The sequence below is a fragment of the Sporosarcina sp. E16_8 genome (genome assembly GCF_017347095.1).
In the GTDB taxonomy this organism is placed as follows: Bacteria; Bacillota; Bacilli; order Bacillales_A; family Planococcaceae; genus Sporosarcina.
Genome location: NZ_JADPRZ010000027.1, coordinates 29,329 through 43,846, shown reverse-complemented (window position 1 = coordinate 43,846; position 14,518 = coordinate 29,329). Strand labels below are relative to the sequence as shown.

Genomic DNA, 14,518 nt, shown 5'->3' with positions numbered 1-14,518 from the left:
ATTAAGAGCAAATAAGTGCTACTCGTAAGTTATAAAAAAGCAATAAGTGTATTCACAATGAAAAGGTTGGATTGTCATTTACACATAAATATTGACACTCCCTTCCAATGACAGCGCTAATTAAAACAGCGACTGGTAAAGACATACTCATGACGTTGTTATACAATATCAAATTCACTGTCTCCAAGGTAATAATGAGCAAGAGTGGAACTATTATGGCAAAAGATATTCTTTTGCGATATCTCAAATCCCTCACCTCCTTCTTCTAAATTACAATACAATTTCGCAATGAACGTATTGAACTAACCTGCCCCGTTAGTTTGAGTGAAACCTTTCACAATCTCTATTTAGATTAACATAAAAACTTCAATATCCTACAAGAAATAAGTGTTACGAATTACCTTTAGCATATCAATTCGCAACCCTTTTAGCACTAGATTTAACGACACCACATAAATTTATGTGATAGTTTCAATTCGCTTGTGAATTGATTTGCTAATTCATTTGTTAAACCTGTTAAAGTATTGATGTAACAACAAAAAAGGAGACACCAATTCATATGTGAATTGTGTCCCCAATTTGAACGCTATTTAATGTTTTCTTCCCATCATCCGAACCCGTTAATAGTTGAGCTCAGCGTTTTTTTTATCGTTTTAGAAAAGTAGGTTTCATGTGTTGGTATCGAATATGTTCGTCGATTATTAGTCCAGCGAAAACGTCTCCTTATAATTCGTCGCTTCCTTCAATGCTTTCTCTTCTGCGGGAATCCGCACGGATAACATCCAGACATTCAGTAATGTGAAAATGATTGCTGTTAAATATGCGCCGAACATGAGGGGAAGAACCAAGAGCTCGGTCGTCACAATTACATAATTCGGATGGCGCACCCACTTATACGGACCTTTTTGCACAACGTCCGCACCAGGTAAGATGATGATTTTTGTATTCCAGAACTTTCCGAGTGAAGTAAGACACCAGATCCGTGCAATCTGCGCCACTAAAAAAATGACGAGAAATAAAATCCATACTGACGATAGTGACCGATCGAGCAGAATGACTTCCGCAAGAAGTGAAATGAAAAATGCGGTATGCATGGCAACCATAAGGGGGTAGTGGGCGGCACCCGCTTCAAATGCGCCTTGGCTACGCATCCATTTCTCATTGCGTTTCGCAACAACAAGTTCTATAAGACGCTGTAAGATAACGATTGAAATGACAATGGAAAATACCATCTGCAAAACACCTCATTCCCATTTCAATAACAGCAGTTCACCGCAAAATCCAGGACCCAGTGCTGCCATTAGTCCGAATTCACCGGCGGCAGGTTCACTTTCCATGAACTTCTCTAACACGTAAAGAATTGTAGGGGATGACATATTGCCATTGTGACGCAGTACATCGCGTGAAATATCCGTTTTACTGTGATCGAATCCTAGTGCTTTTTCGTAAGCTTCAAGTATCTTTTTACCACCTGGATGTGCGACGAAGTGTGTAATATCGTCTTTTTTTAGCCCGTGTTCGCTAAGGAATTCATGGACGAAAGGCCCGAGCCAATTTGTTATGACAGCAGGAATACTTTTTGAGAAAACAACGTATAGTCCAGAGTTTTTAACTTCCCAGCCCATAACATCCTCAGAATCAGGCATCAGTTTGGAAGTGGTAGCAATAACCCTAGGCATCGCTTTTTTAACCTTCACAGAAGATTTATCCCCAGAAACCAATGCGCAAGCAACCCCATCTGAAAAAAGTGAGACCCCTACCAGATTACTTTTTGAATAATCGTCTTTCTGAAACGTCAAACTGCATAATTCAGCTGAGAGTACAAGGACGTTTGCTTCGGGAAATGCAAGACAATATTCATAGGCCCTGCTAATACCTGTAGCACCTCCAGCACAACCGAGTCCCCAGATCGGAACACGTTTTGTATTATCCCTAAAAGGAAGCCGGTTCATAATGCGTGCTTCAATGCTTGGCGTTGAAATCCCGCTACTTGAAATGAAATAAATGGCGTCAATCATAGACGGTTCAATCGGTTCATCAAGCATGCCTTCCCCTTGGAGGCACGACAGCACGGCTTGTACACCGAAGTCGACAGTGTGTTGAATGTATAACTTATTGCGTTCTTCAAAGTCATGCTCTTTTCCATACCAGTCAAGGGGCATACAGACATTTCGCGTCTCGATATCGCCATTTTGAAAGACTTTCAAAAGCCGTTCAATATCATTGTATTTCTCACTGAAAAGTGAACGAGTCAATTCTACTGCTTGTTGCTGTTTCACTTCATGAGGCGGTTTGAATGTACTGACAGAAAGAATTTTTGGCATAGGCAACCTCCAGCTTCATTAATAGTATTTATTACCTTAATAGGACTTTACCAAACCAATAACCTGAGCATGCCCACCATGTAAACAAGCTAGTTCATGTAAAATGAAGGGACTAAAGATAGGGGGGACTTTTATGTCCATAAAATTAAGCATTTTAGACCAATCACCGATTTCTGAAGGCAGTAACGCCGCGGAATCGCTACAACATACAGCACAACTCGCAAAAAAAGCCGAGGAATGGGGCTATACGCGGTTCTGGGTTTCTGAACACCATGACGCAATGACTCTTGCTGGGTCTTCACCTGAAATACTTATTTCACATCTTGCATCTGTTACGTCTACAATCCGTTTAGGGTCGGGCGGCGTCATGCTGCCTCATTACTCAGCTTATAAAGTAGCTGAGAATTTCAAGCTTCTTGAAGCGCTTTTTCCAGGACGGATTGATGCAGGGGTTGGCCGTGCACCGGGCGGAATGCCGCGTGCGACATATGCATTGCATGACGGGAACTACCGTGATGTCAATAAATTCCCAGAGCAAGTGGATGATCTGCTCATGTATTTGAATGACACAATGCCCGCAAATCACGCGTATCAAGGCTTGAAAGCGACGCCGGTCACTGAAGAGGCACCGCCAGTCTGGATGTTGGGATCAAGCCAAAGTTCTGCACTGCTCGCAGCAGAAAAGGGATTGCCGTATATGTTTGCGCAGTTTATCAATGGAGAAGGCGGCCCTTCGTACGCGAACCATTACCGTAAAAGGTTCCAGCCTTCCGTCTATTTGCAAAAGCCTACGCAGGCAGTTGCTGTTTTCTTCGCCTGTGCAGAAACGGAAGAAGAAGCGGAGCGGATTATCTCTTCACTTGATCTGTCCATGGTGATGCTTGAACAGGGCATGCCCTCAGTCGGAACTCCTTCACCCGACAAGGCGCTAGCTTATCCGTATAGTCATTACGAACAGCTACGGGTTTTCGAAAATCGCAAACGGATGATTGTCGGTACGCCAAAAAAGGTTCGGGCTGAGATTGAAAAAATAGCAGAAGAATACAATGCAGATGAAGTGATGCTTGTCATGATTGCTTACGATTTTAAAGATAAGCTGAAATCCTATGAATTGATCGCTAAGGAAATGTTAGTCTGAACGATTGTCTACACTTCAACGTACGCATAACTTGTACAAAAGATGACAGAACCATGAAAAAAACTGTCGATATGCTTCGGGGTTTTCGTTCATTGGGGAGCAATTTAAAGCAGTAGCAAGGAAAGAAATTTAAAAGCGAGCAAAAAGAAAGAGCCTGTTTTGAAAGGGATTATTCAAAACAGGCTCTTTCGATATACAATTGAAGCATCAGTTAGTACAAATTTTTAGGTGCTTATTGGCTTATCAATCGGTTATATATTTAATAACTGCCATTTCTTTACCGAACCTATCACCAGAGTCAATAAATCCTAAACTTGAGTACAAATTATGTGCTCCCAAGTTTTCTGGATGAAAACCTACAACAATCTTTTTGGCATTCAGCGATTTAGCCATTTCTGAAATCATTAGTTTAGTTGCAGCTTTACCAATACCTTTACCCTGGAATTGCTTATCTACCATTATTCTATATACCCAATAACCATCAAGTTCCTCTTGAACAGAGTTGTACATCAAAAAGCCGACTACTTTTTCTTCAGCATAAATAGCATATGGCCTTAACGTAAGTTCAAACTTTGATTGAGCTATTGAGATAGCATTTGGCTCAATATATTCTATTTGTTCTTTTGATACCTTTAATTCACAACAGTCATACCAATTTTCTGCATTTAATTCTACAATTTTCACATTCTCTGTACTCATGATTTTCCCCTTTCAAAATTCGGGGAAACACTAAACCAATTTGTTAATTAGTCGCTATCCCCTTGTAGGTGTTAGTAATAAATATACGTATTTTTGTCATAATAAACCCCTCCTATAATAGAAATACTGAAAATTTGCGGCATTTTGATTATAGCATATTATTTACCGTAAATACCTTTATATCTTCTACTAATCTCGGAGGTGATATACATAATGAACAAATGAATACCTATTTCAACTTAGCGAAGGCATCCCCGAGCGCAATAGTGAATTCAATGGAATATTTTATCTCAACATAGAATAGAAAGTATTTATAAAGAATAAATTCTATTGAAACGCAAAATGACCGTATAATAGAACTTTTAAAAGAATTAAGAGATAAAAAATAACGATAACGATAAAAAAGAGCCCAACCGATTATGGTTTAGGGCTCTATTTCAGTTGTTGATAAGATGCTTACAGATTCTTTTTTTACTTCTCTACAAGCTCCGCACACAACTTCTTCAAACTCTCTTCGAACTTCAAATCACTTTCTTTGGAGCGCTTTTTTGGACCACGTAATCGTCCACCAGCCATTCGGACTTTCTGAGCTGTATGACGGGCATATAACAGCTGGTCGATGTTGTCCTCCGTATAGAGTCGCCCGTTTTGATCGAGTGGATGGCCTTTTTTTGCAAGTACCATTGCGGCTAATCCATAATCCTGTGTTACAACAATATCATCTTTCTGTACGCGATTTACAAGCACAAAATCGACTGCATCCGCCCCCTTCGAGACGATAATTGTCTCTGCACCATCCCGATGCATTTCGTGGGTTGTATCGCAGATAAGGATGCAGCGAAATCCGAAGGTCCCCGCTATTCGGATCGTTTCTTTCACAACCGGACACGCATCCGCGTCGATTAGAATGGTCGTCATAAAGCAGCCTCCCTTTATCTTTAGTATGCCAAATTGGGTGAATAAAGAACTCTTATTGTATTACTCTTCAATCATTCCTGAAAAAGTCAGTTCAAAAACCGATGTACCAACAATTTTGGCGACGTTAATAAGGCGATCCTTACTTAACTTTTCAATTGTGTCCTCTGGCGTATGATACCACGCTTCCACAGGATCATAAATGAACAATGCAGCGTCGATTCCTGCGTTATGAAAAGGTGTGTGATCGCTTCTGTCTCCAAAGTCGGTCTCAATTGGATCACCATTCAGTGCCTCATTAGCTTTACTTGCAGCTTTTGTAACGGTATTGTCCGCTCCATCTATCGTTTGAATGGCTAAATCTCCCGCGTCTGCACTGCCAACCATATCCAAGTTGAACATGGCGGCAGAGCGCTTAATTTCATCTTTCGTCAGTGCACTTACATACTTTTCTGACCCGTGTAATCCTTCTTCTTCAGCACCAAAAAATAGGAATCGGATTTCTTTACTTGTTGGAACCGATTTGAACATTCTAGCCAGTTCAAGGACAACTGCAGTACCACTTGCATTGTCACTCGCACCGGGTGCTTCATCGACGGAATCGTAATGGGCACCAATTAGTATGATGTCATCATTCGCTTCTGAGGTGGCATGCTTAGTGGCAATCAAGTTTTGTGATGCAACCTTGTCAATACGGGCCCCTTTAATTTTAATAGCCACATTGACAGAAGTACTATTTTTTACTAATTCAACAAGCTTTGTCCCTTCATCATAAGTAAGAGCTAGCGCTGGAATGAAGTCGTTATAATGCTCTTTACCAAGCGTCCAGTTATCAATTTCTAATTCATCGGGGAAATAGAGAAGAATTGCCTTTGCACCAGCATCTGATGCCAATAAAACCAGTTCAGAAAAAGCGGTTTTATCGACAGCGACAAGTGCAATTTTCCCTTTCACATCAATTTTTTTGTAATCTTTTTTCAAACCATATCCTGCATCGACCAATAGGCCGTCAACAGTACCGTCAACCGAATATTGAAACGGGGCGGGTGAGAGTTGACCTGAAAAACCTTCGACAACCAGGTCGTGCGACTCCGGTATGACGTACCTTTCGAAATCGAATGATTGAACGGCAACTTCATAGCCCTCCGCCTTCAATTGTGCAGTCAAAAAAGCAGCTGCACGCATTTCCGAACTAGTGCCAGCTACTCGAGGATTTTTCGTTAATTCATTCAGTGAAGTGTAAATTTTTTCAATGTTTAATTCCTCGATAAATTCAGTTTGTGCTTGATCAAATTCAGGACTATCCACACCGGATGTTTTCGCCGAGCAAGCTGTCAGTAGCATAGAAAATAATAGTAGGAATGAAAACAGCATTCTTTTACGAGCCACAAAATTCCTCCATTCTAATTTTGAAAATTATACCATGACGATGTTGTTTCATTATAAGCATGATAGGGAATAATGAGTGTAGTTGTGGAAGATGATAAAATAAAGAGTTCCACAAACAGCCAATAGAGGATGCCTCCTCGTCCTCTATTTTTATGATATTGCAGGAGAAATTACGACTAATGGCGAAAAGGTTTATAGAGTTTAGAAGAAGTTGGAGGGATTATAGTTGTTTAAAACAATCGAAGAGTTTCTTATTAACTGGGGCCATGAAAGTGGATCGACACAAACAATACTAGATGCATTAACTGATAAATCCCTTGAACAAGAAGTTTCACCTGAAGATCGTACCCTTGGCCGAATCGCGTGGCATGTCGTCACAACGCTTGGAGAGATGATGTCACGTACAGGTCTTACTTTCGAAGCGAATCCTCACGATGCAGCTGTACCAACAACGGCTGCCGAAATCGCGGGAGCTTACAGTTCAACTAATGAAGCAATGGTTGCAGCAATCAAAGAACAGTGGACTGATGAATCGTTGGCCGAATTAAAAGAGATGTACGGGGAGCAATGGTCGATTGGAACTGTCCTAGCTATATTAACAGCGCACCAAACGCATCACCGCGGTCAAATGACAGTACTCATGAGGCAAGCCGGCTTGCGTGTACCGGGCGTCTACGGACCATCCCGTGAAGAGTGGGCAGCGTTTGGCGGAGAAGCGCCAGTCGTGTGAAAACATTGAAAAGCTGATGATACACCGGAAAATCGGTGTATCATCAGCTTTTTTTCTTGAAATTTACTGGCTGACATGGAGAGCGAGAATATAAAGTTGCCGACCGTATCCGTCAGCCAAGCAATCATATAACGTTGAAGGCCAAGCATATAACTTCGCTAACCAACCATATCCACAATCACCCTACCGTAATCCGTCCATTATCCGACTTCAAGCGAATCGTATGTTCACCAGCGCCGATGACCGTCCGTGAATTTCGTTCGCCAAATACATCGACTTTACCATGTCCGGTTTTCGTATGAATGGAAACATTCGTTGGCTTGCTAGTTGATTGGATAACAATACTTCCGTTATCCGTTTGAAAATCAATATTCCGATCAAGGCTATCCGTCTGAAGCGTAATCCGTCCATTATCCGTACTGCCGACAATGGAACCCGTAACATGTTCGAGCTCGATTCGACCGTTATCAGACTCAGCTACAATGCTGTCCGCATCAACATGACGCATTTCAATTCGCCCGTTATCCGTTTTCGTGCGTAAATGATCGACCTGCACCTTATCAACTTCAATTCGTCCATTATCCGTTTCGGCAGTCAACGACGTGGCAGCAATCTCTTTTAATTGGATCTTTCCATTATCGGTATTCACACTGATTTTTTTGCACAGTATTTTCTCGGCAGAAATCCGTCCATTATCTGTCTTCATCACAATCGTTTGATACAGCTTCTTAGGAATGAAAACGTTGAGTGTCACTGCCTTCATGTTGAAATTAAACATGAGTAACCAGTGGCGTAGGCTTTTCAGCCGGATGAACAATGTATCGCCAACCACTTCCGCAGTTAGTTTCAATTTCTCATTGGAGCCAATTAATTCGGCGGTCGTCACCGAACTGTCAGACGGGCTGACAACTAGTGCGCCATGCTGGACGTTGATGTCGACATTCAAAAATCGATCATCTTGGATTGTAATGACTTCATTCGTCGATGTGAATTCCGCTTTATTTTCCACAAATGAATACGACCCAAGTAATTCCTAAGCAATTTTAACAGGAGATCCTAGAGAAGTAGCAATCTCACTTTCTGACTTTCCATCCTCACGACCGTTAGTGAAGTATTCCTGGATATCTTGAATAATGTCATTCCGTTCCTCAGTAGGCAGTCGTTTCAATGCAGTTTCAAGTTCACCTATAAATTGGTTTTCAGTCATTCTGTACACCCTCCTCGATTAATGTATTGACGCCATCCGTGAAATTTTTCCACTCCGCTAATTGGTCGTGAAGATAGGTACGACCCGCATCCGTCAATTTATAATACTTACGGGGAGGTCCTTCCGTTGATTCCTGCAAATAGGTCGTGAAATAACCTTCTTTCGTTAAACGTCGCAACAGGGGATAAACTGATCCCTCAGAAATGGAAATTTGATCGGAAATCTTTTGCACAAGCTCGTAACCATAGCGATCTTGCTTATCGAGAAGAACAAGCACGCATAAATTCAGCACGCCTTTTTTGAATTGCACATTCACTTCACACACACTCCTTCCGCTAGTAATTAATGAATAGTACTGGCGTATACAAAGTACTCGTTGACAACAATATATCATAAGGTATTGTTCATTGCAAGGTACTGGATATCAAAAAGCACTTGATTTTCTAACGGGTTCGGTTGATGGGGAGAAAACATTGAATTACAACGGATTGTTTTAACTGAACTGCATAAACTAAACCCAAATATGATTTGGGGTGATGATATTGAATAAAAGTGGCCCTCTTCTGTTGGTTTTAATTGGTATATTAATTTGTGGGTTGAATTATGGAACAGTAATTGCGAATCCCAACACTACTTCTCCTTCAATCCGCGAAAGCTCCACTGAAGTTAGGTATAAATCTGCAATAAAAGTAATCGCTGGCTATTTTAATGATATAAATGCAAATCGATGGATTAATGTAGATAAGTGGTATGTTAAGGAAGAAGCAAATGAAATGAAAAGTTTTATGGATGATGAAGAAAACCAGGAAAAAAAGTTAGGTTTACTCAATATTAGAAAAGCTCGATTAATAAAGTGGAAAGAGCTACCATATGATTATGCTGAAAATTATTTACCGAATCGTTATATGGATAAGTACAGTATTAAAAGGGCGTTTTATGTTGCGGTTGATTATAAGGTTTATCACGAAAATGAGTATCACATAAATGGGGTTAATTATTTCTTAGTGGTTCTTGTATTGGAAGATGGTAATTGGAAAATCGCATTAACTCCGCTAGTTCCAGTAAATTCAATTATTTTTGATGGTTACGGATTTGGAACCGAAGATGAAAAAACTTTTGATGAAAGAAGATTGAAATTTCATATTAATTAATCGGAAAGAGTAATTTCTTACTTTACCTAACATGTGCTTGAACGGAACAACAATAATGCTTTTCTTATTGCGCTAACGAGCAGGTGTGCGGCCGAGCCTAGGTCGTGTCATATAGCGGGTGGGATTCCCGTCGAGAAAGAACTAGCCATTCACTCGTAGCGAGTCTTGGAGGGCTACTGGTAACAGTAGCCTTTAAGCGTAGACAGTTAGGTGGCGGGCCGAAAGCCAAATGGTTGAAGGGATTGAGCTCCAAAATGTTAGTAAATCGAGAGGGCTGATGCCTTACCTGCGGCAGAAAGCTACATTTTATCCATCGTTAAAGGCAAGATGGATAAAACCTCTCTGGAGTCAGAGACCTTGGCACGTCACACATTGATATGATACGGCAACTCGGGAGACCCTACCGGTCTTTTCTTCTTATAGAAGAGTATGGTGTACAAGCGATAATAAGCAAGGAAGCCAAATGCCGTGTAGGGAGTCGGATAGCAGCGTAGTACCAATGAAGTTGGGTAATGCCGATGGAGGAAAGGCTGCTACCAAGTCATCACCCTTACTAGAGACACATTTACTACACACAGAGGTAGGGATAATAAATGGAAACAAAACTAGTAAGGATAGCAGAATTTGCAAAATCTGATCAAAAGAGATTAGCTACATTATGTGAATGGTGACTAGGAAGAGCCGTGTGCGTAAATAGCGCAAGCACGGTTCTGTGAGGGGGGAGGAACACAATCTACCGCAAGGTAGAGAGGTTCCCTTCTACTCGACTAGTTGAACAGTGTTGTTTAACTTGTGTTCAATTATCGGGCCAAATAAATTAAGAAGGTTGACCCATAATAATTAAAGGGGATATGCACTAATGAAGAATATTTTTAATCATATGCATACAGCAGAAGTTTTGAAGCGTATTGACAAATTGAGTCCAAATTCACAACCGCGATGGGTAAAAATGGATGTTGCCCAAATGCTAGCGCATTGTTCATCTTTCCAAGACATTGCAATGGGAAATTCTTTCCCACCAAGGAGTTGGTTAGGAATAATAGTAGGGAGGTTTGCAAAACAAATTATTTACAATGACAAGACATTGCCCCATAATTTGTCTACTATTCCAACCATTTTGATCGCAGATGATAGAGAATTTGACACGGAAAAAGAAAAGCTTAAACAAAAAATTATCGCATTTCAAAATAACGGACCAGAGAATTGCACAACTCATCCGCATCCTTTTTTCGGGAAACTTACTTCTGAGCAATGGGGTATAGGAATATACAAGCACCTTGACCATCATTTTAAACAGTTTGGAGTTTAAACATTGAAAAACAAAATGAAACGACGTGCATCATTAGTTGAAGAAAGTATCTCTTAGCCAAATTACTATTCTCTATCATAAGATGAACTGTGCTTTGATTTATTCTCAATTACTATTTGAAGCAAACAACAGTATGTCTTTTTATAATCTTTTGTTTTGCCTTAAACGGGCGTGATTGTTGAATAAGCTTCACTTTTCCTGTTCAACAATTGGGCCAGTTTATTGGACAAGGATATTTTCTGTTTTTAGCGAATTAGAATTACAAACAAACTTATCAAGAATACAAGTTATTGCAAAATAACAGGAACATAGGAGGTATGAGATTTGAAGATCCATAGAATAGATCATGTGGGTGTAATCGTAAATGATCTCTCTGCCGCTAAAGATTTTTTTCTCGATTTTGGCCTTGAGGTGCATGGGGAATGGGAAATGGAAGGAGAGTTGATAAATCAGGTATTTGGGCTTAATGACGTTAAAGTAGCATGTGTAGGATTGGGGACGCAAGACGGTCAGGTGTGGATAGAGCTAATCAAATTTTATAATCCGTCAGATGAAAGAGAAATTCAGCAACCTTTTGCAAATACTCCGGGTATCCGGCATATTGCATTTGCTGTTGAAGATATTGAAGCTGTTGTTGCCAAGTTGAAAAAGAAAGGCACGAAAATCTTTAGTGAGATACTACACTATGAAGAAAGTTATAAGTTATGCTACTGCAGTGGGCCAGAGGGAATTATTTTAGAGTTGGCGGAGAAAATCAAATAAAATACGGGTAATTAATAGTTATCGGGCCAATAATTGATGAATTTTGACAGACCGCCAGTGAAATAGGTAATCACGTCGATAAAGTTGTTCCGCAAGCGGGCACGATTGTTATGTAAGCGTTTCTGTTCTAATTCAACTAACGGGTTGCTTTACTTCAATTAGGGGTTTAGCACCCTTTTTTTTATTCAACTAAAGATGCAGGTTAGTGAAACATTGACTTTAAAAAAACAGGCTGTTTGAATGACTATTAAAAATAAAAAACACAAGTGAATGATACCACTTGTGTTTTTTAACTTTGACTTTGATTTTAGGTGAAATTTTTAAGCTATGTGTACATAACACCCTTACCCTAAACGGTCACCTTTTTTAACCTTTTGCTGAGGTTCAATAAGAACAATACCTTGTTCTGAATAAACACCCATCACTAAAGCCTCTGAACTAAAATCAGCAACTCTCATAGGAGGAAAATTGACTACTCCTAATACTTGTTTACCAACAAGTTCATTTAAATCATAACAATCTGTTATTTGAGCACTACTTTGTTTAATTCCTTTCTCTTCTCAAAGTCCACCCATAATTTATAGGTTGGTTTTCTTGCTTTAGGAAAAGCTTCTGCTCTTGTAATTTCTCCAACACGCATATCTAATTTTTGGAAATCGTCAAAAGTTGCCATAGTAATACCTCCTAAAATTTGTTTTCACATTATTTATAGAGAAAAAGAATGGTTAGAGTGTTTTTGTTCTTCTTGTCCATCTTTAATAACTAGTAAGACCCCTAAGAGAATTAAAATAGAACCTATCCAAAAGGTAATACTAATCGTTTCACCTAGTATCAACCATCCCAATAATGTTCCAACAATGGGTTGAAAGAAAAAGAAAATTCCACCACTGGAGGCACTTAACATTTGTAATCCACGATTCCATAATAGAAATGCAATAGATGTCGATATTACACCCAAATAAATTAAACCTCCCCAAATGGTTGGATTAGTTAAATCGTTCATATCAATTTGTGGTAATTTTGGTATAACAAAAGGAGTTATAACAACAACAGCAATTAAAGTAGCATAGGTCGTAACGACAATTTGTGAATAATCACTAGGTATACGTTTTATGAGTACAGACATTAACGCCCATGTTAAGGCTGCGATAATAAGTGATACTCCACCAAGCATGCTAGACATATTAATATCATCAATTCCAACAATGATAATCACACCAATAGTGGCTAAACTAACTGAAATAGCCTTCTTTAAAGTTAAACGTTCTTTAAGGATTAAACTAGCAAACAAAACCATAAATGCGGGTGTTGTGGAAGTGATAATAGCACCCATCTGTGCAGTAGAAAGCATTGTACCTGTTTCTTGAGTCACAATGGAAATGACGTACCCTATAATTGCAATAGCAATTATAATGCCAAAGTGTCGTCTATTAATTCTCCAATTTTGTCTAGTCACCAGTCCAATTATGACTAGTGCAACTAATGCTATTAAATAACGCATCCATACAAGTTCTAATGGTGGTATGACTGCCACTAATACTTTAACGACAACATACATACCTCCCCAGATACTTGAAGCTATTATTAAATATAAAGAACCAATTAGTGTGTTTTTCATTTTATACCCTCCGTTTTAATTAAGGCTTTATATGCCCTAACGGAGAGAAGTAGCTATCTCTCCATTAAGAGCGGAAGAGTACTACTGGTACATCATTTTCGAATAAAGGTGCGTAAAACATAATTGTTCACCCCTTTTTAATATTAAGTAATGAACTTATTTTACCAAATCTCTTTACTAATTACAAAATAAATTGAGGTTGTAAATTATTAATAGTAGAAAATCTATTTTGACTATGTAACGGAGTGCCATGCCAATAATATTATTGAGCTAACTGGTACTATAGTAAAATAAGGATAGTGAATATAAGTCAAAAGAACGCCACCTTCTGAGCGTTTTTATTTGCCATTTATATTGTTAATTTACTGTTGAAAAATATGCCGATTAGTATGATAGTTACACTGTCTATAGCGTTTTTCTCCCCATCAACCGAACCCGTTACTGATTTTCAGATGTCTTATTACTTTCACTTAAAGTGTTTCAGAGCTTCTCTTTTACTAAGTGGTTTTAAAGCATGACTATCCACAAATGATTTCACGCAATCCGGATTCGTCTTGGCATATTCCCGTAAAGCCCAACCAATCGCTTTTTGGATGAAAAATTCACCTGAACTAGAATGTTGTTTGATAATGTCGAATAATAAATCCGTATCCGTCTCTTGTTTGAATTTTAGTTGATGAAGAATCGCAGAACGGTTTGTCCACATATTGCTAGAAAGAGACCACTCCAGCATGATTTTTTCGCCGTAATCGCGATCAAGTTTTACAATACGACCAGCAAAATGTGGAGCAATCGAATCGACACTATCCCACCATGACTTCGTTTCAATCAATTGAAGTAAAGCAGGGAAATCTTCTGTTGTTAGATGCTTTTTCATTTTCTCAATCAGAGAAAATGCTGAATATTGGTACTCCCGCTCTGGAAGATTATATAGTTTCCATACCTCATTAAAAAGTTGTCCAGGTTCAGGCAACGCGTATTCCACAAACTGCTCTTTTAATAATTGCTTACGAAGTGGGCTTTTGATGCCGAGGAAAGGGAAATGACCTTTCATATAGGCAGTCATTGGACCAGCCAGTTCTTCCTTGCGATTCGCTTCAAATTTTTCAATAATTCCTTGATGATTCCATACTTTTTTCAATGAAATTACCTCCAGAAGGTTTGAGTAAGAAAAGTGCCACAAGTATGATAAGAGGCCGAGAATGATGATGAAACAAAAAAACTGAAACTTTCAAACTTTTTAAACGTATTACATAATAAGGTATATAAAGAAGGG

General features: G+C 39.3%; 15 protein-coding genes and 1 pseudogene. 5 read left to right on the top strand and 11 right to left on the bottom strand.

The genetic code is table 11. The features are described 5' to 3' along the window. Positions 1–701: 701 nt before the first annotated feature. Positions 702–1,232 carry an isoprenylcysteine carboxyl methyltransferase family protein gene (locus tag I2484_RS14410; protein WP_207151738.1) on the bottom strand — a complete coding sequence of 177 codons (531 nt, stop codon included), beginning with the start codon at positions 1,230–1,232 and terminating at the stop codon, positions 702–704. 12 nt (positions 1,233–1,244) lie between these two features. After that, on the bottom strand, positions 1,245–2,324 hold the full coding sequence (locus I2484_RS14405; RefSeq protein WP_207151737.1) for a type III polyketide synthase: 1,080 nt from the start codon (positions 2,322–2,324) through the stop codon (positions 1,245–1,247). Between the two features lie 133 nt (positions 2,325–2,457). Between I2484_RS14405 and I2484_RS14400 the strand changes: the two genes are divergently transcribed. Next, positions 2,458–3,462 carry an LLM class flavin-dependent oxidoreductase gene (locus I2484_RS14400; protein ID WP_207151736.1) on the top strand — a complete coding sequence of 335 codons (1,005 nt, stop codon included), beginning with the start codon at positions 2,458–2,460 and terminating at the stop codon, positions 3,460–3,462. A gap of 243 nt (positions 3,463–3,705) precedes the next feature. Here I2484_RS14400 and I2484_RS14395 read toward each other — a convergent pair whose 3' ends face one another. The 3 genes from I2484_RS14395 to I2484_RS14385 form a co-directional block, all read right to left on the bottom strand. After that, a complete protein-coding gene (locus tag I2484_RS14395) occupies positions 3,706–4,161 on the bottom strand; it encodes a GNAT family N-acetyltransferase (protein WP_207151735.1) in 456 nt (151 codons plus the stop codon). Between the two features lie 471 nt (positions 4,162–4,632). Continuing rightward, positions 4,633–5,079, bottom strand: a complete 447-nt coding sequence (locus I2484_RS14390) for a YaiI/YqxD family protein (RefSeq protein WP_207151734.1) — start codon at positions 5,077–5,079, stop codon at positions 4,633–4,635. 60 nt (positions 5,080–5,139) lie between these two features. Then, positions 5,140–6,465 (bottom strand): M20/M25/M40 family metallo-hydrolase, encoded by a 1,326-nt coding sequence (locus I2484_RS14385; protein ID WP_207151733.1) that lies wholly within the window; start codon positions 6,463–6,465, stop codon positions 5,140–5,142. Between the two features lie 226 nt (positions 6,466–6,691). Here I2484_RS14385 and I2484_RS14380 point away from each other — a divergent pair, with 226 nt between their 5' ends. Continuing rightward, a complete protein-coding gene (locus I2484_RS14380; RefSeq protein ID WP_207151732.1) occupies positions 6,692–7,195 on the top strand; it encodes a DinB family protein in 504 nt (167 codons plus the stop codon). A gap of 178 nt (positions 7,196–7,373) precedes the next feature. On the opposite strand, the gene I2484_RS14375 is transcribed toward I2484_RS14380, so the two are convergent. The 3 genes from I2484_RS14375 to I2484_RS14365 are packed head-to-tail and all read right to left on the bottom strand — an operon-like array spanning position 7,374 to position 8,718. Then, entirely contained in the window at positions 7,374–8,204 is an 831-nt protein-coding gene (locus I2484_RS14375) for a DUF4097 family beta strand repeat-containing protein (RefSeq protein WP_207151731.1), read from the bottom strand. 24 nt (positions 8,205–8,228) lie between these two features. After that, on the bottom strand, positions 8,229–8,402 hold the full coding sequence (locus I2484_RS14370) for a DUF1700 domain-containing protein (protein WP_207151730.1): 174 nt from the start codon (positions 8,400–8,402) through the stop codon (positions 8,229–8,231). Further along, positions 8,395–8,718 carry a PadR family transcriptional regulator gene (locus tag I2484_RS14365; protein ID WP_149578618.1) on the bottom strand — a complete coding sequence of 108 codons (324 nt, stop codon included), beginning with the start codon at positions 8,716–8,718 and terminating at the stop codon, positions 8,395–8,397. Before I2484_RS14365 ends, I2484_RS14370 begins: the two co-directional genes overlap by 8 nt. A gap of 226 nt (positions 8,719–8,944) precedes the next feature. On the opposite strand from I2484_RS14365, the gene I2484_RS14360 reads away from it, so the two are divergent. From I2484_RS14360 to I2484_RS14350, 3 genes are all read left to right on the top strand, one after another. Continuing rightward, positions 8,945–9,553: a hypothetical protein gene (locus I2484_RS14360; RefSeq protein ID WP_207151729.1), complete on the top strand. Its 609-nt coding sequence runs from the start codon at positions 8,945–8,947 to the stop codon at positions 9,551–9,553. A gap of 859 nt (positions 9,554–10,412) precedes the next feature. Next, the gene (locus I2484_RS14355) at positions 10,413–10,862 is read left to right on the top strand and encodes a DUF1569 domain-containing protein (protein ID WP_207151728.1); all 450 of its coding nucleotides are present in this window, start codon (positions 10,413–10,415) and stop codon (positions 10,860–10,862) included. 324 nt (positions 10,863–11,186) lie between these two features. Further along, positions 11,187–11,624 carry a VOC family protein gene (locus I2484_RS14350; RefSeq protein WP_207151727.1) on the top strand — a complete coding sequence of 146 codons (438 nt, stop codon included), beginning with the start codon at positions 11,187–11,189 and terminating at the stop codon, positions 11,622–11,624. A 344-nt stretch (positions 11,625–11,968) separates the two neighbouring features. Here I2484_RS14350 and I2484_RS14345 read toward each other — a convergent pair. From I2484_RS14345 to I2484_RS14335, 3 genes and pseudogenes are all read right to left on the bottom strand, one after another. Beyond that, positions 11,969–12,297 (bottom strand): annotated as a pseudogene (locus I2484_RS14345) (tRNA-binding protein). Positions 12,298–12,330: 33 nt separating this feature from the next. Beyond that, complete coding sequence (locus I2484_RS14340; protein WP_207151726.1) at positions 12,331–13,242, bottom strand: DMT family transporter; 912 nt, start codon at positions 13,240–13,242, stop codon at positions 12,331–12,333. A gap of 466 nt (positions 13,243–13,708) precedes the next feature. Beyond that, positions 13,709–14,383 carry a DNA alkylation repair protein gene (locus I2484_RS14335; protein WP_207151725.1) on the bottom strand — a complete coding sequence of 225 codons (675 nt, stop codon included), beginning with the start codon at positions 14,381–14,383 and terminating at the stop codon, positions 13,709–13,711. Positions 14,384–14,518 lie beyond the last annotated feature (135 nt).

Coding starts and splice junctions, on each gene's coding strand:
- I2484_RS14355 (WP_207151728.1), top strand. CDS start 10,413: ATGAAGAATATTTTTAATCATATGCATACAGCAGAAGTTTTGAAGCGT.
- I2484_RS14370 (WP_207151730.1), bottom strand. CDS start 8,402: ATGACTGAAAACCAATTTATAGGTGAACTTGAAACTGCATTGAAACGA.
- I2484_RS14410 (WP_207151738.1), bottom strand. CDS start 1,232: ATGGTATTTTCCATTGTCATTTCAATCGTTATCTTACAGCGTCTTATA.
- I2484_RS14390 (WP_207151734.1), bottom strand. CDS start 5,079: ATGACGACCATTCTAATCGACGCGGATGCGTGTCCGGTTGTGAAAGAA.
- I2484_RS14340 (WP_207151726.1), bottom strand. CDS start 13,242: ATGAAAAACACACTAATTGGTTCTTTATATTTAATAATAGCTTCAAGT.
- I2484_RS14395 (WP_207151735.1), bottom strand. CDS start 4,161: ATGAGTACAGAGAATGTGAAAATTGTAGAATTAAATGCAGAAAATTGG.
- I2484_RS14405 (WP_207151737.1), bottom strand. CDS start 2,324: ATGCCAAAAATTCTTTCTGTCAGTACATTCAAACCGCCTCATGAAGTG.
- I2484_RS14400 (WP_207151736.1), top strand. CDS start 2,458: ATGTCCATAAAATTAAGCATTTTAGACCAATCACCGATTTCTGAAGGC.